This is a genomic window from Corynebacterium sp. HMSC078H07 (assembly GCF_001812805.1).
Taxonomy (GTDB): Bacteria; Actinomycetota; Actinomycetes; order Mycobacteriales; family Mycobacteriaceae; genus Corynebacterium.
This window is the reverse complement of record NZ_KV810445.1, coordinates 1-20,955: the sequence shown is the minus strand read 5'-3', so window position 1 is coordinate 20,955 and position 20,955 is coordinate 1. Positions and strand designations below refer to the sequence as shown.

The 20,955-nt window shown below is 61.0% G+C and carries 16 protein-coding genes and 1 pseudogene; 8 read left to right on the top strand and 9 right to left on the bottom strand.

What is annotated here, in order from left to right:
* The first annotated feature begins 452 nt into the window (after nucleotides 1–452).
* Nucleotides 453–2,399, top strand: coding sequence for a hypothetical protein (locus HMPREF2875_RS02055; protein WP_210388135.1), 1,947 nt, complete (start codon nucleotides 453–455; stop codon nucleotides 2,397–2,399).
* A gap of 276 nt (nucleotides 2,400–2,675) precedes the next feature.
* Here the strand turns inward: HMPREF2875_RS02055 and HMPREF2875_RS02050 are convergent, their stop codons facing one another.
* Both HMPREF2875_RS02050 and HMPREF2875_RS13885 read right to left on the bottom strand, forming a co-directional pair.
* A complete protein-coding gene (locus HMPREF2875_RS02050) occupies nucleotides 2,676–3,035 on the bottom strand; it encodes an RCC1 domain-containing protein (protein WP_246817012.1) in 360 nt (119 codons plus the stop codon).
* Between the two features lie 36 nt (nucleotides 3,036–3,071).
* Nucleotides 3,072–3,188: pseudogene (locus HMPREF2875_RS13885) on the bottom strand (RCC1 domain-containing protein); the annotation flags it as partial.
* A 69-nt stretch (nucleotides 3,189–3,257) separates the two neighbouring features.
* Here HMPREF2875_RS13885 and HMPREF2875_RS02045 point away from each other — a divergent pair.
* The 4 genes from HMPREF2875_RS02045 to HMPREF2875_RS02030 all read left to right on the top strand — a co-directional run bounded on the left by HMPREF2875_RS02045 (nucleotide 3,258) and on the right by HMPREF2875_RS02030 (nucleotide 6,707).
* The gene (locus HMPREF2875_RS02045) at nucleotides 3,258–4,739 is read left to right on the top strand and encodes an ApeA N-terminal domain 1-containing protein (protein WP_070669839.1); all 1,482 of its coding nucleotides are present in this window, start codon (nucleotides 3,258–3,260) and stop codon (nucleotides 4,737–4,739) included.
* 274 nt (nucleotides 4,740–5,013) lie between these two features.
* Nucleotides 5,014–5,343, top strand: a complete 330-nt coding sequence (locus HMPREF2875_RS02040) for a nucleotidyltransferase family protein (protein ID WP_070669843.1) — start codon at nucleotides 5,014–5,016, stop codon at nucleotides 5,341–5,343.
* The gene (locus HMPREF2875_RS14075) at nucleotides 5,264–5,518 is read left to right on the top strand and encodes a HepT-like ribonuclease domain-containing protein (RefSeq protein ID WP_083311822.1); all 255 of its coding nucleotides are present in this window, start codon (nucleotides 5,264–5,266) and stop codon (nucleotides 5,516–5,518) included. The genes HMPREF2875_RS02040 and HMPREF2875_RS14075 overlap by 80 nt, the downstream gene beginning before the upstream one ends.
* A gap of 214 nt (nucleotides 5,519–5,732) precedes the next feature.
* Complete coding sequence (locus HMPREF2875_RS02030; RefSeq protein ID WP_070669838.1) at nucleotides 5,733–6,707, top strand: NAD-dependent epimerase/dehydratase family protein; 975 nt, start codon at nucleotides 5,733–5,735, stop codon at nucleotides 6,705–6,707.
* 56 nt (nucleotides 6,708–6,763) lie between these two features.
* Here HMPREF2875_RS02030 and HMPREF2875_RS14115 read toward each other — a convergent pair whose 3' ends face one another.
* From HMPREF2875_RS14115 to HMPREF2875_RS02000, 7 genes are all read right to left on the bottom strand, one after another.
* Nucleotides 6,764–6,949: a type IIL restriction-modification enzyme MmeI gene (locus HMPREF2875_RS14115; protein WP_371327547.1), complete on the bottom strand. Its 186-nt coding sequence runs from the start codon at nucleotides 6,947–6,949 to the stop codon at nucleotides 6,764–6,766.
* Nucleotides 6,950–7,039: 90 nt separating this feature from the next.
* On the bottom strand, nucleotides 7,040–9,550 hold the full coding sequence (gene pepN, locus HMPREF2875_RS02025; protein WP_070669837.1) for an aminopeptidase N: 2,511 nt from the start codon (nucleotides 9,548–9,550) through the stop codon (nucleotides 7,040–7,042).
* Between the two features lie 43 nt (nucleotides 9,551–9,593).
* The gene (locus tag HMPREF2875_RS02020; protein WP_070669842.1) at nucleotides 9,594–11,306 is read right to left on the bottom strand and encodes an ATP-binding protein; all 1,713 of its coding nucleotides are present in this window, start codon (nucleotides 11,304–11,306) and stop codon (nucleotides 9,594–9,596) included.
* A 268-nt stretch (nucleotides 11,307–11,574) separates the two neighbouring features.
* Complete coding sequence (locus tag HMPREF2875_RS02015) at nucleotides 11,575–11,946, bottom strand: YceI family protein (RefSeq protein WP_070669836.1); 372 nt, start codon at nucleotides 11,944–11,946, stop codon at nucleotides 11,575–11,577.
* Nucleotides 11,947–12,166: 220 nt separating this feature from the next.
* Nucleotides 12,167–15,409 carry a murein biosynthesis integral membrane protein MurJ gene (murJ, locus tag HMPREF2875_RS02010; protein ID WP_070669835.1) on the bottom strand — a complete coding sequence of 1,081 codons (3,243 nt, stop codon included), beginning with the start codon at nucleotides 15,407–15,409 and terminating at the stop codon, nucleotides 12,167–12,169.
* An 8-nt stretch (nucleotides 15,410–15,417) separates the two neighbouring features.
* Nucleotides 15,418–17,604: a hypothetical protein gene (locus HMPREF2875_RS02005; protein WP_070669834.1), complete on the bottom strand. Its 2,187-nt coding sequence runs from the start codon at nucleotides 17,602–17,604 to the stop codon at nucleotides 15,418–15,420.
* Nucleotides 17,601–18,203 (bottom strand): NUDIX hydrolase, encoded by a 603-nt coding sequence (locus tag HMPREF2875_RS02000; RefSeq protein WP_070669833.1) that lies wholly within the window; start codon nucleotides 18,201–18,203, stop codon nucleotides 17,601–17,603. Before HMPREF2875_RS02000 ends, HMPREF2875_RS02005 begins: the two co-directional genes overlap by 4 nt.
* Nucleotides 18,204–18,231: 28 nt before the next feature.
* On the opposite strand from HMPREF2875_RS02000, the gene HMPREF2875_RS01995 reads away from it, so the two are divergent.
* The 3 genes from HMPREF2875_RS01995 to HMPREF2875_RS01985 form a co-directional block, all read left to right on the top strand.
* The gene (locus HMPREF2875_RS01995) at nucleotides 18,232–19,665 is read left to right on the top strand and encodes a CCA tRNA nucleotidyltransferase (RefSeq protein WP_070669832.1); all 1,434 of its coding nucleotides are present in this window, start codon (nucleotides 18,232–18,234) and stop codon (nucleotides 19,663–19,665) included.
* A gap of 2 nt (nucleotides 19,666–19,667) precedes the next feature.
* Nucleotides 19,668–20,267: a YqgE/AlgH family protein gene (locus HMPREF2875_RS01990; RefSeq protein WP_070669831.1), complete on the top strand. Its 600-nt coding sequence runs from the start codon at nucleotides 19,668–19,670 to the stop codon at nucleotides 20,265–20,267.
* A 35-nt stretch (nucleotides 20,268–20,302) separates the two neighbouring features.
* Nucleotides 20,303–20,955: AzlC family ABC transporter permease (locus HMPREF2875_RS01985; protein WP_070669841.1), on the top strand; the 653-nt coding region annotated here is incomplete at its 3' end.

The following is a 20,955-nucleotide window of genomic DNA, read 5'->3' as shown; positions in this document are numbered from 1 at the left end:
TGGTTCGGCTGCCACCCAACGCGGGAGCGACGTGGGCGGCGAGGTTCTCGAGAAAGTAACTTTGCAACTACATACCGTTGAATTTAAGTTCAATAACTAGTGAGATTCGTTGATGATTCTCGTCGAGTGTTGAGTCAGGACTAGTGCCCGGCGCTTTTGCAAGGGACCTACCCGCGTAGTTGTACATCGTCCGTCGTGCGCCGCTCCGCGGTGGGGAGGAGCCCGATGGGGCGCGGGACTATGCCCATGGAGACGTAGGTCGTGTCCGCCTCGGGGTGATGCGCCGCTAGTTCGGCTCGCTTCCACGACAGAACGAGGAGCCGGCGCAACGATCGACGTGGACGACGGCTCCGCCCAAGGGGACTGCTGCACGATCAGGCAACAACTTCAAATTCGTGCCACTAGGCGCCCCCGAACTGTATAGAGTGACGCCTACCGGGAGGGAGATTCGAGTGTCGGAAAGCGGACCAGAGAAGAGACTGAAGTTCTTCGGCCTCAGCGACTACGGAACCTTCTGGCAGGCCGACCGCCTCCTAGAGCTCGTCCGTGAATTCGATGCTACTCGTGGCGATCAAGGCATAAATGACATCGTTGAGTTGCATCATCTCGCGTTGTTCCTAGAACACAAAGTTCTCCCGAAGGACCTGGCCGAGGCAGAGCGAGACGCGCCTCTGACGCACGTCCCCGAGATCCGGGAAGTCATCGGCAGGTTTTTCGGCAAAGTGACTGACGCCACCTTCTCAACGCTCGTTCAGGACGTTGACTTTCAGTACCGCACAGACGTCCTCGATCTCCTCGGAAAGAACAAGGTCTTCGAGCGCTGCACTGACTCGATCGTGCTTGCTGCACTTCAAGAGCAGAGTTTCCACCCGCACGATCTGCTCTCATGCCAGGCACTCGTGCGTGCCTACGACCAGGAGATTCGGGCCCTGCTACTCGATGAGCCGCGCAATGCTGAGCTGCTTGCGCGGAAGTTTCTCCAGTCCGAGGGGCGGGATCCAATCCATCTTCCGAAGAGCTTCACTCCCGCGGATCAGCGTGGCCTGTTTGACCGATACCTCGATGAGGAAGAGCCCAACCTCAACTTCGTCAAGCTGATCGCATCCGCACGAGCTGACAAGAACACCGGCGTCGATGCACGACTGAAGCTAAAGGCTCGTCGCAAGGCAGATGTGCTCACGAAGAAGATGTTCGAGTCCACGGAGGGGATCAAGACCGGCTGCGAAGTGGGCATCTCGGCCGATCAGGTCGAAGAGGTCGTCCAGTCTTTGGACGGCATGGTTGGCAAGTACTCCTACAGTCGAACTTGGCTCACGGAGAACCTCGACTACCCTACTATCCTGAATAACTTTGTTCACCTGTTCCAGTTCGCCAACGACCACATGCTCCTGGAACTCCCTTCCTACGGAGCGCAACTTGGCGTCTTCGAGCGGTTCATGGGTACGCCGGGCAAGGGCGACTACCGGACGGGGGCGGTGTTCAGGCTCAAGGATCAGGCGTCCTTGCTCCAGACCTTGATGTACGAGCGCTTCCTCAGCTCCGAAGGTATAGAGCTCGAGTCGGTCATCGCTTGGTTCTTCACGGACTACCTTGAGCAGGAGTTCGGTGCCAAGGGGCTGAAGTACCGCGCCTCCAGCCCGACCGCTACCTACCTTGAGAAGAGCCGCCATCTGTTCTCAGAGATGGAGAGCGTCCTCAAGCAGTTCACGCTGCATGTCGACTACGGCGAGGTTGACCCGGAGCTGCTGACAATCACATCGGAGCAGCTTTCCTACGGCGACATCCCGAGTCAGGTTGCGGATAAGTACGCCTACGTTGCCAACAACGCGGACATCCAAGGAATTCAGCACCTGCTCTTCTCGGACCAATCCGGATTGGTGCACATCAGCAGCGATCTGGAGGCAGAGAGCTTCCTCCACTTGGTCATCGCCAATGACATCGCCTACGACCAGTTCCACGAGTACCAACAGCGCAACATCGACTTCCTGGTCGAGAAGGGCATCCTGACCGGAGATCGTGACCGAATTGCGTTTGCAAGCGCGCCACAATTGCATGTGCTCAAGGAACTCTGGGAGTACGAGGTGACGAGCTGTCTCCATCATTCGGCGGCCGGCCAGAAAGCCATTGACGAGATGGTGAGCGCCGGATGGCTGGCGCATCGATCAACGCTGCTCAGCGCCGCGGAGGTCAGCTACTTCAACTACTTCCTTAGCGATAAGGAGTTCAGCAACGGACCTAGCCTGCGCAACCGCTACCTCCATGGATCACAGGCAAACGGTGACGACGACCGCGTTCACCGTCACACGTATCTAACAGCGCTCCGCCTACTCGTTGCGCTGGTCATCAAGATCAACGATGACTTCTGCCTGACGGATGACGCCGTGCTCGCGAAGGAATAGGGGCCGACCGCTGGCATGGTCGAGCCCTCTTCAGATCCCTAGTATGTGGCGTCTCAGCCGGGTTCCCTGCCGGCGTGATGGCGCGGTACCTCCTTCGTGGCGTCCTGCAGGCTGACCCACGTCGAGGGTGAGCCTGTGTCCCCTGATCAGTAGCGAGCACTGATCGTGGGGAGGGGGAGCACGTGAACCCCGTGTTCAGATGTACCTATGTGCCGGAACTCGGTGGAGTTTAGATTCAACGTGTGATCGACGGCCGATTATCGGGCACGCTGGACTTCAGTTCATCTGTGGTCGAGCGGCCCAGGCGTTGACATTGCATTGCTGCTCGGTGTGGTCGCCCGCAGCCACGACTGTTCCGTCGGCGCGCAGCCCGAGCGAGTGTCTCGCTCCGGCTGCGATCGCTGTGATGCCGGTCCATGAATGGACATCGCACTGGCCGAACTGGTTGTCGCCCGTTCCGAAGACCCTTCCGGTCTGGCTCAGCGCGAGCGTATGGACGGAGCCGGCCGCCACTGAGGTGATGCTTCTCCACGATGACACCTCGCACTGGCCTCTGCTTTCGTCGCTGACGGCGACGACGGTGCCGTCTTCGTGTAAGCCGACGGTGTGCAGGTAGCCGGCAGAGACCCCGGACACGTGTGTCCACCGGGCGACGTCGGTCTGCGCTCGCTGATTGTTGCCAGTTGCGAGGGCTGTGCCGTCGCGTCGAACTGCGATTGTGTGCCAGTCGCCGCATCCGATCTCAGTTGACCATGATCTCGCTGTAGATTGTCCTACGTTGGGGGGCATGTGGTGGAGTAAAGATTTTCGACCTGACATCTGGTCGCAAGACAGGAAGGAGCCCGGACCGGGAGCACGATGCCTAATGATCCTCTCAACCTCGACAAGGCCGGCGAATGGGCTGGCGTGTGGTGGCTGCCGGAAGCCCCTAGCGAGAAGGTCCCGGGTGTCCTACGGTACGACCCGGAAGATGGTCTCTCTCTGTCGCTGATCGGCACCTTCGAGGATCGGATCTTGACGACGGACTCGTCTGGATGGACTGCTGTTCACGAAGGAACCCGCACCTGGGAAGTCATGCACGGTGTGGCCGAGCTCAGGGAGATCACACTGCTCGGCTGTGTTCCTAGGATCACCAGAAGGACCATGGGTGCGCGAGTGGCGAGCCCTGATAAGCAGACCGTGACCGCGACGGTCGCCATCATCGGCGCGCATGTCAGCGGTGACGCGGATCCGGCGTTCGCTAGGGCAGAAGTCTCAGTCGAGGATCTGAGTCTCTGGGCGGCGTCTTCTGTGTTCGAAAGATCCCTCGGGGCTCCCGACGGCAAGATCGACGGGACCGGGCGTATCTCGGTGAAGCCGGTCGAGGCGCAATCGGTCGTGGTCGACGACACTGAGTATCGCCTTCAGCACACGCACACGCTTCCATTCTTCGACCAGCGCAAGGGAGGAAGCGTCGGACGTATGCGGGACACGGTGTCCATCTGCGTCGTGCCAGCCGAACCATTCTCTCTGAGTGTTGCTCTGCAGGAGGCGAGCCTGGTGCAGGACCTGATCTCCCTGGCGACGCATCGCGCGGCCGGAGTGATCTGGCTCCGACTGGAAGTTGCCGGGACCGAGACGCACTTCCCTGATGGCCGCCCGCTGCCGCGCCGACGTGCCGATGTGCTCTACTCACCGGCCGCGCTTGGGAAACACGACGCGAAAGCCGTCGATCACCACCGAATGTTCTTCACCTGCGGCTCGATCCCATTTGAGGAGGTCATGCCCCGATGGTGCGAGGCCCATGGCCGCCTGGAGGCAGCGACAAACATGATCTTGGGCTTGCGCTACGCACCGGCCCGTTTTGTTGAGAACAATCTTCTGACGGCAGTCGGTGCTGCCGAGGTGTTGCACCGCAACCTCCGCATCGACGAGAAACCGTTCCCCAACGCGGAGTTCAGGGCGATGCGAGAGGCGATGCTGGCGCAGGTTCCCGATGAGCACCGAAACAGGTTCAAGGGGGCGATCCGCAACGACCCGACCCTCCGTGATCGGCTCCATGCCCTCGCCGCGCGACCCGATCAGGAAGCGATTGCACTGCTCTTACCGGATGTCGACCATTGGGCGAAGTGGACGACGCGCGCCCGCAATGACCTCGCGCACGAGGGCAGAACGCCCAACCATTCCATCGAGGAGCTGATCGCCGTCGTCGAGGTGACGACCGCGGTCGTAATCCTCAACGTCTTGCACGAGCTCGGGTTGCCGGCGGAGCGGCAGCGAGAGATCGTGCGAGAGCACCCGCAACTGAGGGCTACGTACCGTACCGCTGCCGAATGGCTGGTTCCCTCACCAAACCCTTAGGTGCACTGCGATAGCCGCTACTTCGGAACCTCCGTGACGCTGCTGCCCGGTCGTTTAGTGCGAGACGCGTGTAAGCCTTCTCTATCGCTCGTTCGTTGAATGCGTCATGGCGGGCGGGCGAGACGACCGGCTGTAAGTGGTGGCAGCGCGTCAGTGCCGCCTGGTGCGGCGGTGAGACGGGAGAATGTTGTCGGCCCTTAAGAACGCGGTGGAGTTCCGCTTCAATGTCAAAGCTCCATGTCGACGTGCTGCCGGGCCCGTCACCCCCGGAAGCATGTCTGAGACCGTCATGACGCCTGAGACGCTTGCCCTACGCGAGATTCTCGTTGCGCGTCTTGACGAGTTCCAGGTGCTCCTCGATCGGTACGGCGCGACCAACCCGAAGTTGTTCGGGTCCGTCGCGCGCGGCACCGCATCTGCAGGATCAGACATCGACATCCTCGTCGGGATGGACCCTGCGGAGGGACGTTTCCTGATGCGTGCGTCTGGTCTGCTCGAGGAGAGTCGCGCTCTGTTCGGGCGCGATGGCATCGACGTGTTTCCTGCCCAGTTGCTCAGGCACCCGGTATCCGCTTCGACGCTCGCCGAGGCGGTGCCGCTATGAGTCGCAGACCGGCGAAGCCGTGAACCATCTTCCCGATGAGATCACCGGCGCGCACCCTGAGATCGCCTGGCCTCAGATTCGAGATTTCCGCAACATCCTGGTGCACCAGTATTTCGGCGTCGACATCGACGTGGTCCGCGATGTCGTCGATACTCATCTGCCTCCTCTTGCCTAGGCGCTGCGGTGCCACATCTCTGCTGACTGACGGCACGGCTCCAAAGGTTATTCGGCTACGGAACGTGGTGGAGTTCAAGTTCAATGTGTAGGTTAGCCGAATAAGAAGCTCTGGCAGATGGTGGGGTAACTCTGCTCTGGCATCTGGATCTAGCTTGGATGTGCTGGGATTAAGACTGGTCACGTGTGAGAAGGTTTCGTGTACAACTAGTGACATGAACTTTTTATTGCTTGGTGGTACCGGTTTCCTTGGAGGACACATAGCGGCTGCAGCAGTCGAGCGAGGACATGAAGTTACTTGCCTTGCACGGGGTAACGGGAAGGTTCCCAACGGAGCTGACTTTGTGAGTTCGGACCGTGACCGTGACGGTGCGTACGATGAGGTTGCGGGGAAAACTTGGGACACCATTGTGGATCTGACGAGTCAGCCGAAGCATGCGCGGGATGCGGCGGCGAAACTCCAGGCCAAGCATCGTATATTTGTGTCCTCGAGCAGCGTATATGAGGATCAGGGAAGTATTTCTTCTGAGTCTGATTCCGTAGTCACTCCGCTTGAAAATGACTACATGGAGAACATGGGGCAGTACCCAGCCGCAAAGTCTGCTTGCGAAACGATTTATCGCAGCACAAATCGGTCGGTAATGGTAGTTCGACCCGGTCTGATCGCCGGCTACGGCGACGAAACAGGGCGCAGTGGTTACTATCCGTGGCGTTTCGCGCATCCCACGGGTGAGAACGTGATCGTCCCAGACCCGGCGTTTCCCGTCGCTATGATTGATGTGAAAGACCTGGCAGACTGGATAGTTGAGTCTGCAGAAGTTGGGGCTTTCGGAACCTTTAACGCCACGGGCTTTGCTACTTCCTTGTCCGATGTGTTTAAGATTTCGCGTGAGTTAACCGCATCGAAGGCTACGGTGCGACCCTGCTCTGATGAACTGCTTCTTGCTAATGATGTAACCCCGTGGATGGGCCCAGAATCGTTGCCGTTGTGGGTACCAGGTGAACAGTTTCGCAACATCGCGCTACTCGATTGCGCCGCAGCCTACGAAGCGGGCCTGCGGATTCGCCCGTTGAAAGAAACATTGGCGGATGCGCTGCGATTCGAAGAAGAACGACAGGGTGAAAGACTCGCTGGGCTCAGCGATGAAGAGGAAGTCGTGCTTCGCCAGCGGTTAGAAGATGGTATTTAGTTTCGGCAGGAACAGTTTTAGTTGGAGTCGGGACCGTGGTCCCCGTGGTTCACATTTCACCTTGGTTCCCGAGTACCAAGATCTGCGGCGCTGGCGCTCGTTGGTGAGTTTGCGTGCCGCACCGAAGGTTTATGTACTTCTCGGTCCAATTCGTCGTGAGCATTGAGCAGAATTGGGTCCATCGCTAACGGGGTGTAGCGCTCCGCGAGTGACCGCTCGGGGTGTCGCTCGCGTGCCCGCAGAACCTATTTGTGTTTCTGTGCACCCCATATGTTGTCTGTTTTTAGCGGCATTTTCGTTGTAGATTCCGCAATTGCGCATCGAATAGCTATTTATTGCACGGCACGCACGCGTTGCGCGCGGCGCAGCGCATCCTGGCATTCCAGCAGCACGCGGCGTAGCGCACGTGGGCGCTCGGTGGCCAAGAACTCGCTCGTGGCGGAGTTGGCGAACTTAACGTCCGGGTAGAGCCCTCGCACCAGGCGGTTGGCAATCTCGATGGGGTGCTCCTCCCACAGCGTAGCTAGGGAATCGAAATACTCCTGGGCAAAGGCCTCGGTGAGGTGGGCCGAGCGCGGTGCGTTAAAGGCAGCGAGGAGGGAATCCACCTCCGCGTTGGAGTACTTGCCCGGCGTGCGCACGAGGTCGAAAACCTCCCGCTTGACCTCCGCTGACGGGAAGGCGTGGGAGGCGCCCAGGTAGGCGGCGGCGCCGGTCAGCGTGTTATCGCGCTCCTTCTCAGCTTCCAACTCTTCGGTGCTGACGGCATCGCGGGCGGCCAGCGCGCGGAGGATGGCCCAGCGGATATCGGGGTCGAGGGCGAGGCCGTCGAGGGAGCCGTCGAGAAGCGCGCGCAGGCGCTGCGTGCCGGATTCCTCCGGAGTGGCCGCGAGCGCCCGGATGGCGGCGCGGGCGAAGGTGAGCTGCGCGTCGGAGCCCGCCGGGGCCTGCTCCAGAACCTCCCACAGACGTTCGGCATAGTCGGCGCGAATATCCTCGCGGTCATCCTCGCCCACGAAGTGGTCGATGGCATAGCCGGCATTGGCAAAGGCCGTGGTCAGAAGCGTCGGGTTGGACTCTGTCGGGGCATGGTGGAGCACGGTGTCGAGGTAGGAGCGCACCGGCCACTCGCCATCGCGGGTGAGGTTCCACAGGGAAGTCCAGATGACCGCGCGGGAAAGCTCGTCGGGCACCTCGGAAAGGAGGGTGCGGATGGTCTCCAGAGAGGTTTCGTCGAAGCGGACCTTGGCGTAGGTGTGGTCGCCGTCGTTAAGCAGCAGCAACGCAGGGGCCTGGAGGCCGGATACCTCGTCGAGGATGGTGCGCTCGCCTTCCAGATCGACGTCGAGGGTGGCGTACTTGTTCAGGGAGTCATCGAACAGCGCCACGTTGAGGCGGTGCGGGCGCGGGGTGTCCTCGGCGTCGACCGTGATGGCGAGCTCGTGGATCTTGTCCCCATCCGTGTGCAGCTCCGGGGTGAGCGAGTCCGGGCCCCACGTGCGCAGCCACGCGGTGGACCAAGCGTCGAGGTCGCGGTCGGTGTGCTTCTTCAGTGCCTTGAGGAGGTCGTCAAAGGTGGCGGCACCGAAGGCGTGCTCCTGGAAGTAGTCGCGCGCTCCGGCATAGAAGTTCTCGCGGCCGACGTAGTGCACCAGCTGCTTGAGCACCGCAGCACCTTTGGCATAAGTAATGCCGTCGAAGTTCTGGCGCGCGGCATCCACGTCTGGGATCTCGGCTTTAATCGGGTGCGTGGTGGGCAGCTGATCCTGCAGGTAGGCCCAGTTTTTGCGCTGGCCGGCGAAGTTGACCCACGCCTCGGTGTACTCGGTGGCATGCACCGAGGAATCGGCGCCCATGAACTCCGCGAAAGACTCCTTAAGCCACAGGTCATCCCACCACTGCGGGGTGACTAGGTCCCCGAACCACATGTGGGACATCTCATGCAGGATGGTGTTCGTGCGCCCGGCATGCTGTGCGCGGGTGGCGGCGGAACGGTACAGGTAATGCTCCGTAAAGGTCACCAGGCCGGGGTTCTCCATCGCACCCAGGTTGTATTCCGGCACGAAGATGGAATCGTACTTGCCCCACGGGTACGGGTAGCCAAAGTTGCTGTGGAAGAAGTCCATGCCTTGTGCTGTGACCTGCAGGATTTCATCATCCAGATACTCCGCCATGGAGGCGCGGGCAAAGGCGCGCAGCTCCACTTCCAAGGAGCCATCGGGTGCGGTCCAGGTGCTGTGCTTCTCGACGTACGGCCCAGCCGCAAACGCCGTCAGATACGTCGACAGCAGAGGGGTCGGCGCGAAGTGTGCCACTTCCCCGCCCTCAGTCTTCTCGCGGCTGATCTCCGGTTGATTGCTGAGCAGCTGCCAGCCTTCCGGGCCGGTGAGGTGCACCTCGTAGCTGGCCTTGAGATCCGGCTGGTCAAAGCAGGGGAAGATGCGGCGGGCATCGGATGGCTCCAGGTGCGAGTAGAGGTACGTAGTGTCATCGGCCTGGTCGTGCATGCGGTGCAGGCCCTGGCCGGTGCGGGAGTAATAGGAGGAGCCGGTGATCTCCACGGTGAGCTCCTCCCCCACTGGAAGGTTGCTCAGGTAGACCCGTCCACCGTCGAAGGTGTTCTCCACCTCCTCGCCGTTGACGCGCACTGAGTGGACGGCCTTGCCCAGGTAATCCACGAAGGTTTTGGGCTCGGTGGTGGTGAAGCTAATGCGCGAGGTGACCCCGTAAGAGTCGGCGTCGGTTGGCGCGCTCGTGACGTCGAGGTGCAGCTCGTAGGTGCTCAAACGCAGCGCGGCGCTGCGGGCGGTGGCTTCTGCGTGGGTGAGGTTTGCGGTAGTCATGCGCTACATCTTAAACTCCGCTGCGGTGCGCATCACAGGGCGGTCAGGAAAGAACCCACCGCGTGTTGGGCCCGCGCTGTGGGCCATCAGGATCGATGCGCGCTTGGCCTATAGTCCGCAGGTGACGCAGTATTCCCGTGACAATTGCCCGGTCTACTCCCAGTTCTTCGGCGACTTCGCGCGTGGTCAGTGCAGCTCCTTCTTTGAGTTGAGCCAGGATCCAATCCTGAACGGAGGTCGCTGCAATGTGTCCTTCTATGTGAAGCCCCATCAGCGATCGGGCCCTTGTGGTAAGTATCCACTCTCGCGCTTCCCGTAGTTGTTCTACGAAACCGAGGCTCTCATACCACCGAAGGGTATCCGCAGCCTGATCTTCGCTGACTTGCATGAGTTGGGCAGCAGTGTGGCACAGCAGGATCTGGTTGTCCATAAGGTGACGGGCAATGATGAGACCATTGACGCTGTCGAAAGGCTCAGCGCCGAAAGCACCTTTGAGTTCGGTCAAGGCCTTAACGAACGCGGTGTCAACGCGCCCAGAGGACAAAATAACTTCGACGAAGGATTCCTCGGCGCGAAGCTCCGGAATATGGCGACCACTCGACAGCATGGATGCCCACATGCGGTCGAATCCACGGGAGGATTCCTCTGCTAACCCCAGCATCCTTAACGCCGTCATAAGGCGGGGATTTCGGGGAATCGATTGTGTTGTGAGAACCCGATCGCGTTGTACACCTGTGGGAAGACCACCAGGAGACCATACAGAGAAGGCTATGGGAGATTGATCGATGACTACCGCAGCCGACGCGTCCCAGTCACGATGGGCTAAGGCATTGGAGACAAGCTCGTCGACAGCGGTGTCTGGGAAAGCCTTGATCGATACTTCTTGACCCGTGGCAAGTGCGATGCGCTCCACTTCTTGCTGGGCATTGACTCGAATTAGCTCTTTCAACCGCAAGTATGTGGTGATGAGGGGGGCAGAGATTTCCGTTGTTCTCGGCTCACCGCCAGGTACAAGACGGAGGAGGTGTCGAACTGTAACCTGCTGGGATACCGGAGGCATGAAAAGGATTTCGGCCGCGTATGTGGGGTTTTGTGAGCCATCGAGCAGCCCTAGTTCTCCCAAAAGTTCGCGGGCTGTTGCGGGAACAGGTTCTTGGGAACCGGACATTGCCCTCGCTTGGGCTAGGAGGTGTCGGGCCTGATCGACGGCCGTCATATCGAGTTCCTCAAGTCCTCGCCGGGAGGGGTGAGCGGTGTAATCCGGGTTGGCACGTTCAAAAAAGAGTGCGCGGCGTTGATGCTCGGTGAGTGGTACGCAGCGAGTGCCAACTCGCTTGCTTGCCTGTCCCTTTGGGCGCTGATACAGCGTGATGCCACGGGGAACGCGCAAAACAATCAGCCGGGCTCCACACCACTCCAGCTCCTCTGCTTCGACGTGGATGTTGGGTTGTGTTCCTTCGAAGATCTTTCTTATGAGCCAGTCCAATTCGCGCTGAGTGCCTGTAAATGCCTCTGGTCCAGACTTCTTGTCTGCGACTCCAAGCACAATGAAAGCGTTCCCGTTATCGGCATTGGAAAAGCACACGGCTTCATCGATGAGGAATTCAATAAGGGATGCGTCTGGATTGCGATTTCGTGGGTGGACGGCGGGATCCTCTTTAAAATCGAGAATTTCGGATTCCAGGCTATCGGCGGTTGCGCCGGCTTCGATCGAGCGCAGTGCCTGGATGATGAAGTCGAGTTCGTCTTCTCTCATGGCCCCGTAGTGTAGCAGAGTTGTTTCAAACAACTCCGCAACAACTAATAAACAACTATTGGCTAATATGGCAGCTTCTGACGCAGAATCATTCTTAAACATGCAGTCCAGAGCGTTGTGCAAGTTGTTTAGGAGTTGTTTCAGAGTTGTTTATTACTCCATTGATGTGCCTCTAATTGTTAAAAAGTTGTTGCCCGCAGTGCCGAAATGGGCACTATGGGCAACAACTAAAGACTACTTCTCAAGGCGAGGTATCGCGCTTGATGACTTACTGCTTGATGGCAGAAACCTCGAGCTCAATCTTGATCTCCTCGGAGACCAGTACGCCGCCGGTCTTCAGCGGGGCGTTGAAGTCAATGCCGAGGTCGGTGCGGTTAATAGAGGTCTTGGCCTCGAAGCCCAGGCGGGTGTTGCCGAAGGGATCCTCGGCCACGCCGGCCTCTTCTACCTTGAAGTCGACGGACTTGGTGGTGTCCTTGATGGTGAGGTCACCAGTAACGGTGCCCTCGCCCTGCTCGTTCACGTCGAACTTGGTTGCGGTGAAGTTGCCGCGCACCTTGGTGATCATGGCGTGGCGGGCAACAAAGCCAATGGTGGAGTGTGCGGGGTCCAGTGCGTAGGTTCCTGCAGTGATACTCATAGGTTCCTCAGTTCTCTAGTTGGTTGACGTGACATCAAAATTGTCCGCTCCTTCGCTTAGCTGTCAAGGGTTCTCTTCCATAGAAAGCCATATCCCCAGACCTGCAACCCGAAACCTGCAGGTGGGCGTCGTCAAGCGCGCGATGCGTCTGAGTCAGCGAGCAGGGAGTTGCGGGTTTCAGGTCTGGGGATATGCGTGAGACCGTTCCTGTGGAGGTGCATCAGTTGGTGGGGATGCCCACCAGGGTGGCCTCCTTCAGCGTGACGGAGCCGGACTTGGGCATGTCGGTGAACATGATGAGGGCGCCGTCGAAAGCTATCGGCTTCTGCTTGAGCTCGATGTCCTGGCGCGCGCTGGTCAGCGTGCCATGCGCGAGTTCGGTGAGCGTGCCGGACTTGGGTTTCTTCGGATCGAAGTCCTCGGTTTTGACGCCGTAGACGACGTACTTCGCGCCGATGGAATCCTTCTGTTCGAGCGGCAGGACGTGCAGCTGCGTGGGCTTATCAATGCTGAGCAATAGGCCGGCGTCCGTGTCCTTGGTGGTCCACTCACCAGATACTTCTTTGCCCTCCGGAACCGAGGTGCTCTTCACGTCCTTGAAGAGCACAGCTGGCACGTTGGGGAACGTGGTTTCCTCGGAGGCTTCGCTCTTGGTCACCACCGGGGAGGTCTGTTCATCGGCGACCTGGGAGAGAATCCACACGCTGAGTGCTGCCATGGCCACGACGAAGACGGTGGCCAGCACGCCTAGGACGATGGTACCGGAGCCTGAGTAGCCGCGGCCGCCGAAGCCTGGGGCTGGGGTCGGGTCCTCCTTGCGTGGGGATTCTTCCACGGGGACCTGCAGGGTCTCCTCGCCGTCGTCGCCATCGCCGGCGAAGGCCGATAGGCGGTGGGCGATGTCCTCCAAGTCGGAGTCCTCCCCCGCCTCAGCATCGCTGGCGATGTCCTGGAGTACTTCCGGGGTGGGCGTGGTGGATTCCACCAGCAGGGAGATGGCAGAGGCCAGTGCGGAACGGTCGGTCTCTTCATCGTTGCTCTGCAGAACCGCCGGGAAGGCCAAGGTGGCCACGCCCTCGGTGGAGATGCGGATGCGGTTGCGGTTCTCAATGCCCAGTACGTGGCCCGCGGCATGGGCAGCGGCGGTCGTGCGGACCAGCGGTGCCAAGGCATGGGCCACGGCGCGTGGATCAAGGTCCTTATCTTCCGAGACCGTCTTGAGCGAGGTTCCTTCGACCCAGTCCGCCACGACGAGACAGCCCTGGCGGTAGGACAGGATGTCGATGTTGGTGGCGACTGCGTCGAGTTCCATCTCCGCTAGGCGGCGGGTAGCGCGGGAAACCTCCGCCGAGCGGCGAGCTGCCACGGCCGGGGTGGCCGGCGCCATGGGAGCCTCGCCCGTCGTGTCGACGAAGGTAAGGGATACGACGCGGCCGGTAGCCTGCTCGCGGGCCTTCCAGAAACGGGTGCCCGGCGCGGAGCCGTAGTCCTTGAGGAGGCGGAAGCGGCCATCGGACACCGGGGCGCCCGGCACCAAGCGCGGACCGCGGACGATACCGGCGGACATGGGCGGCGGAACTGGCGAGGAATTGAAGGCGTCCACGCTGAAGATGGGCTGGAACTCGAGCTGCTCCGGTTCCTCGACCTCGATGGCCTCGGCATTCTCGATCTTGATGATGCGGGACATGCCGGGGATGCGCTGTAGCAGGCGGCCCAAGTTAATGACCTCCGGCAGGCCGGAACGCGAGAGCACGATACCGGTGACAATGACGAAGACGATGCCGACCACAGCCAAGCGAATCAGGTGCACCACGGCAGGCAGCGAGGCCGGCAGCACAAGGTTCAGCGCCCAGTTGAGGGCGTAGGCCACGATGAGGCCCACGACCGAGGAGAGTACCGACCAGATGGTGGTGGCAATGACAGCGCGGCCACCCAGGCTGCCGAGCTTGCGCTTGAGCAGGAAGCCACCAATGACAGCACCGGCCACAAAGCCGAAGCCGTTCGCCGTACCCAGAAGGACGACCACGCGGTCGGGGGAATCCGCCACGTGTGGGGCAAGCAGGGAGAGCACCGACTTGGTCAGCGTGATGCCGGCGATAATAAACGTCGGCGTCCACGCTTCCTCGCGGGCATAGAACACGCGCAGGTGCAGCAGCACGAGGGCATAAGGAATCAGCGTAAAGGCGGAGAAGCTCAACGTGAGGCCGAGAAGCTCGGCGGCTTTGGCGTTGAAGGCACCGTATTGGAAAAGGCCGCGGGCAATGGGGATGCCGAAGCCCGTCATGAAGATGACGATTGGGATGAGCGCGATGAAGGTCAGCTTGGTACCCAGAGTGAGGTCACGGACCACGGCCTTGACGTCACCGTCCGCGGCGTTGCGGGAGAGGCGCGGCATAATTGCGGTGAGCAGCGTGACGCCAATGACGCCATAGGGCACCTGCAGAAGCAGCCATGCCTGCTGGTAGATAAACGGCGCACCGTCGTCTGCATGTGCGGCCACGCGGGACGTAATCACATAACCCAACTGGGAGATGGCCACGTAGGCCACAATGGCCAAAGCCATGCCGCCAAACTGTTTGAGCCTGTCATCTAGGCCCCAGAGCGGCTTGAGGTTGATGCCCGCCTTCTTGAGATATGGGAACAAGATGAGGCATTGCACCACCACGCCGGCGGTTGTACCGAGGGATAGAAGGAGCACGTGGCCATCGGTAATCGGCGAAGGCGCATCGGGATGCAAACTGCCCGGTACCAGCTGATAGGCCACGAGCACCGAGATGGAAATGAGGTTATTGACCACCGGTGCCCATGCGCCCGGCCCGAAGATATTCTTCGTATTGAGCACCGCTTGGAAGAGCGCGAAGAGCCCGTAGAAGAAGATCTGTGGCAGTAGAAGATAGGCAAACGACGTGGCCTGGATGGCGTTAACCTCGCCGTCGTCCGGCAGCATCACGCGGGTAATCTGCGGGGCAAAGATACACGACAGTACCGTAATCGTGGCCAGCAGCGAGAAGGCCAGCGTGAAGAGGCGCCGGACAAAGGCCTCGCCGCGGTCGGAGTCTTCCTTCTCCGCGCGTACCAGCACGGGCACCACGAGCGAGGTCAACACCGCACCCAACACGATTTCCGTAATGAGGTTCGGCAGCTGGTTCGCCGTACCGAAGGCAGAAGAAATGGCGGGGCCCAGAGTGGAGCCAATGAGCACCATGCGGATGAAACCCGTAATACGGGAAATCATTGTTGCCAGGGCCATGGAGCCGGTGGCACGCACGACGGCACTGTCGGAGTTTGCTTCGCCGGAGGTATCGCTGGCGGTGGCCTGCGCCTCTCCCTTCAGTCCCGAGCGGTCTTCCTGCTCGTCGTCGACTGCCACGACGCCGCTTGGCGCACGTTTTTCCGGGACCGGTGCCGGCGGCGAGGGCGTGACAATGCGTCGACGGGCACCAGACAAAGGTTCATGTGTCATAGAGAAAACTATCCGTGAGTGTTCTTTTTCTTCCGCTTACCCAGCCGGAACAGTGCGGCTAGGACGAGGACGAGCGCGGCGGCGATGCCGGCTCCATAGACGCTAACGATACCGGCCCGCGTCTGCACGGTGATATCGATAGGATCCGAAATCAGGTGCCCATCGGGATCGGTGGGCACGCTAGGCGTTGCCAGCCACAGCCGCAGGGACGTACGGTCGGCGTCGCTAGGCAGGTCAGCGGTCATGGACACGGTAATGGATCCCTTGGCCGGGATGTGAACCGAGTCTGGTGTGTTGAGTGTAGAACCGTCAGGGGCGTCGTAGGCCAGGTGGGCGTCGACAGGCAGCGGCAGCCCATTCTCCGCCACAATGAGCAGCGGCGAGGACTCCGAGACACGCGTGTAGACATTGCCTGGCGGGATCAATGAGACGGAGGCGCGCAGCTCACGCAGCATATCCGCGTTCTTCTCCAAGCGTGTGCGGCTCTCCTCCACCGCTGGGCGGAATCCGCGCAGGCTGGTGCGGCCGGTGTCACTGAGCACGGCGAGCAGGTCGCGGCGCAGCGGCACCGTGAATTGGTAGCGCGTCATGGCGATGCCAGGGTCATTGACCATGATGGACATGAGCTCATCCGTGTAGCGTGATTGCTGTCTGACCTGCGTAATCTCCGCGTCATGGAAGGCCGCGGGGTTGGTGTATGGGCTACCAGGCTCGCCCTCGCTGGTCTCCATCGGCAGCGCGGTGACGGGCCGCGGCGTCATGTGCCCTGAGTCCAAAAGACGCTGCGCGGCCTCCACCACGGCGCGTGCGGCTGCGGGATCCTGGTAGTTCGGCAGCTTGGCCACCACACCGTCGCGTTCACCTTCACTGGCCTGCTCGGCTTCGTGTGCCGCCACGCTTATCGACGCCCCCGCCGTCAGCGCCCTCGCCTGCTCCGAGTCCTCTGCAAAGTCATAGCGTAGTTCCGGGTTGGAATAGCCCGTCGTCTGTGGGTAAGACCCGGTTTGGGCGAGCAGGGCGCCCAGGGAGGCGTCGAACGTCACTGCTTCCCCAGCCCACGCGGAGTTATCCGCAAGGAGCAATGGCACGGTGAATGTATGCTCACTCGTGCCCGAAGCTGGCGCGGTGAGCGTCGTGTTGAGAGGAGCCCCCAGAACCCGCTCGATGGTCTCCTGCCCCTTTTCCACGGCCTCATGCGTCAGCCACTCATTGCCTACCCGGGCCACGGCATCCGTATTGGCATTTGCCCATGGCAGAAGCATGCGGCAATCCACGCCCTTAAGTTTTTCCAACCAGGCGGCGGCATCTTTCGAACCGGTTCCCGGCTCACCGCGGTCCGAATCAGAACCGGAGAACCAGGAATCACGCAAACGCTTCGGGCGCTGCGCGATGGAAGGCCGAGTCGCGTGGACGGTGTAGCCGGAGGCGATGCGATCGGCGGCGTCGACAAGCGCAGGGTCCACCGCCACACACCCGGAACCGTGCAGATCGTGCTCCAAGTAGGCGTCGAGCAACTGGTCCAAACGCCCACCCGGTGCCATCTGCTGCGGCAGTTGTTCGCTTTCCAGGATGAGATCCTGGCCGCCGGTATCACCCGGCACCACATCAACCTGTGCGGTGAGCGGATAAATAAGGGAAAAGGCGCGAGGTTTCTCTGGGGATTCACGGTCTCCCTGAAAATCCAGAATCGTCCGTTCTTCCGCAAAGCTCGCCGCCTGGCCATCACGAGTACCAGTCAGGGTGAAGAGCAGCGGGTACGCGCCGGGTTCCGTAATGGCGAGCGTGGAATCCTCCCCCAATGCCGTAGGCACGGCAACGGTGACCTCGCGGCTCTCCCCCGGCTTGAGCTCACCGGCCGTGGCGGAGGGCCCATAATAAGGAAAAGAACCCGCAGCCAGCTCTTGGCGGGCCTGCGTGGTCGAGCCCACCGCATCGCTGCGTCGAGTTGTTACCTGCAGGTTTTCCACCGCGCTGTCGGTCGGGTTATAGATACGCAGCGTGACCTCACCGGTTTCCCCTACCCGTGCTTCACTGGCGTTGAGCAGGCTGAGTTCCAGCTCATCAGGGCCTCGGGAGCCCAGCCAATACTGCGAATCCGCCAGGCTGTCGTCGGGAGTTTCTGCCTGTGCCACCGGGGCAAGGCCTCCGAGCGCTAGCGCCGCAGCCAGCGCTATGCGCCACCCATGCCGGCTCACCGTGGGGTCGCCTTTCCTGCGGCGGCTTCCTTTCGCGCGAGATCCGGCAGGAGGTCATGGGCAATGCGCGCGAGCTTGCGCTCATCCGCATAGGCCAGGTGCTCGATGAGCTCAGAGACAGGGATCCAGGAGACCTCGGTGACCTCCGGGTCCTCATCATTCATGATGCCGTCCTCAAAGCGCAGCAGATGATGGTGCACAGTCTTGTGAATGCGCACGCCATCGGAGACGAACCAATAATCAATCATGCCCAGGTCGGCGAAGACCTTGCCGTGGATTCCGGTCTCCTCCCACACCTCGCGTTCGGCGGTGAGCTCCTTAGGTTCTTCATTTTCCACGTGGCCCTTCGGCATGGACCACAGCAGGCGCCCGCGGCGGTCCAACCTGCCAATGAGCGCGACATAGATCTGGGAGAGGTCCACGTTGCCGTCCTCACCCACGGCCTCGGCCAATCCGGACACGACAAGACCGCCCGCGGACGTCTCATCCCGCGTGGTCATGCGGTTGGTGGACGTGCGCTGCGGGCGTCCCGAGCGGCGGTTCCGGTTACCCGTGCCCCGCCGGCGGCGGCGCTTGGGTCCTGGCGTGTTCTTAGTCATCCCTGCTAATCGTAGTAGACTTCGATCCGTGAATTTTCAGGACACTCAGCTAATCGGCGTACTCGCCCGCGCAGACGCCTCCCTCAACCAGCTCAGTGGCCTCCTCCAGGGGCTGGTGGATCGCTTTGCGCTTCACGACGCCCCCCTCTACCTCGTCGGCGGCTCCGTCCGCGACGCACTCCTAGGCCGCCTGGGCAACGACCTCGACTTCACTACCCCGGCTCGCCCGGACGTGGTGTACTCCATCCTCGAGGAGTGGGCAGAGACCGTGTGGGACACCGGCATCGACTACGGCACGGTGACCGCCGCCTACAAGGGCCAGCAGATCGAGATCACCACCTTCCGCTCCGATAGCTACGACGGTGATTCCCGCAACCCCGAGGTCGTGTACGGCGATACCCTCGAAGGCGATCTTGTGCGCCGCGATTTCACGGTCAACGCCATGGCCATCGAGCTGCGTCCCGACGGAACCCGGGAATTCCACGACCCCATGGGTGGCCTCAAGCACCTAGCGGAACGGGTCCTCGATACCCCGGACGCGCCGGAGATTTCTTTCCACGACGATCCCCTTCGTATGCTCCGTGCGGCACGATTCGCGGCGCAGGTGGAGTTTGACGTCGCCAAGCGCGTGCGCGACGCCATGACCGACATGGCTGGTGAAATCCAGCGCATCACCGTGGAGCGCGTGCAGGTCGAGCTCAATAAACTGATCTGCGGCACTGCGCCGTGGAAAGGTATCGACCTGCTCGTGGAGACTGGGATTGCGGATTACATCTTCCCGGAGATTCCGGCCCTGCGTATGGCTCCCGACGAGCATGCGCAGCACAAGGACGTGTATGCCCACTCGCTCACCGTGCTGCGCCAGGCCATGGAGCAGGAGGAAGACGGTCCCGATCTCATTCTTCGGTGGGCCGCCCTGCTGCACGACATTGGCAAGCCCGATACCCGAGACACCACCGATGGCAAGGTGAGCTTCCACCACCACGAGGTGGTCGGCGCCAAGCTCACCCGCAAGCGCCTTCGCAAGCTCAAGTTCCCCAAGGCCGTAACGGAGGACATCGGCCAGCTGGTGTACCTGCACATGCGCTTCCATGGTTTCGGTGATGGCCAGTGGACTGACTCCGCTGTGCGCCGCTATGTCACCGATGCTGGCGATCTCCTTCCCCGCCTACACAAACTTGTGCGCGCAGACTGCACCACCCGCAACGCACGTAAGGCCCGCCGCCTTCAGCGTACCTATGATGAGCTGGAGGAACGCATCGCGGATATCGCGGCGAAGGAAGATCTCGCCCGCGTGCGCCCTGACCTTGATGGCAACGAGATCATGGAGATCCTCGGTCTCCAGCCCGGCCCGGAAGTGGGCCAGGCGTGGTCTTACCTCAAGGAGCTGCGCCTCGAAGAAGGTCCGCTGGAGCGCGACGTTGCTATTGCGAAGCTGCGCGAGTGGTGGAATTCTAGATAGGGATGTACGCAGATAGACTCTTCAACGCCCTCGAGCGCAACGACCCAGCCCCTGGCCAGCTGCTTGTTGCTGCTCCCGATATCCTCGTGCCGCACTACAACCGCTCCGTTGTCCTCATCACGGAGCAACATGCTGGTCGCACGTATGGCGTGGACCTGACCAAGCGCTCCGAGATGGCCGTCTTTAACGTCATGCCGGAATGGCTGCCCGCGGTGGCCAAACCTCAGGCCCTCTACATTGGTGGCCCGCATAATCAGCAGGCAGCCATTGGTGTGGCCATGACGCGCCAAGGCGTGGACATTGAGAAGCAGCCTTCGCTGAGCCGTCTCGCTCCGCGTGTGGCGCTTGTTGATTTGCGTGTGGGCCCCGATGCCGTGACCGAACTGGTTGACGGCATGCGGCTCTTCGCCGGTCATTTCGAGTGGGGCCCCGGCGAGCTCGATGAGGAAATCGATCGCGGCGAGTGGTACGTTGCCCCCGCCCTTCCCCAGGACGTGGTGTCTTCCGGTTCGACCGACACATGGTCGGACGTCATGAAGCGCCAGGCTATGCCGTTGCCGCTCTTCTCTACTTTCCCGCGCTACATCGACGAAGATAATTAGGCCCTCGCATCGCAACGTGAACTAACATTTTCTCCATGCGTTCGGAGATAGCTGCGGCAGTGAAGACCTGCATGGCCATCGCGGTGGGCGTGGTTCCGCTCGGCCTAGCCTTCGGTGTGCTCATGGTTCAAACCGGGTTCGACTGGTGGTGGACCCCAGTCTTCTCCATCGTTATTTATGCCGGTTCCATGGAGTTTTTGGCAATTTCTATGGTCACCAGCGGAGTTACCCCGGGGGTCGCGGCGCTTACCGGTTTCATGGTGAACTTCCGGCACCTCTTTTACGGCTTTACCTTCCCGCGTGATGCGATTCGCAGTCCACTCGGCCGTGCCTATTCCACCTATGCGCTTACCGACGAATCCTACGCCGTCCTCTCTGCCCTCCCCCGACACTCGCGCCCAAGTGGCACCTTCGTGTTCTCGGTGCAGTTGTTTTGCCAAATCCTGTGGGTCGGTGCCGGCATCATCGGTGCTCTGGCGGGTCAGGCTATTCCGCCCTCGGTGAAGGGCCTCGACTTCGCCCTTGTCGCTCTCTTCGTTGTCCTAGCGATTGATTCCTTCCAGAACAACAAGGACTACTCGCTTCCGTTGTCGGCGGCGGCCCTAGGCATCCTTGCCGGATTCCTCTTCCCCGGTCAGCTCCTCATGGTGGCGCTGACTGCGTATTTCCTCGTGCTCGTCGTGCGCTA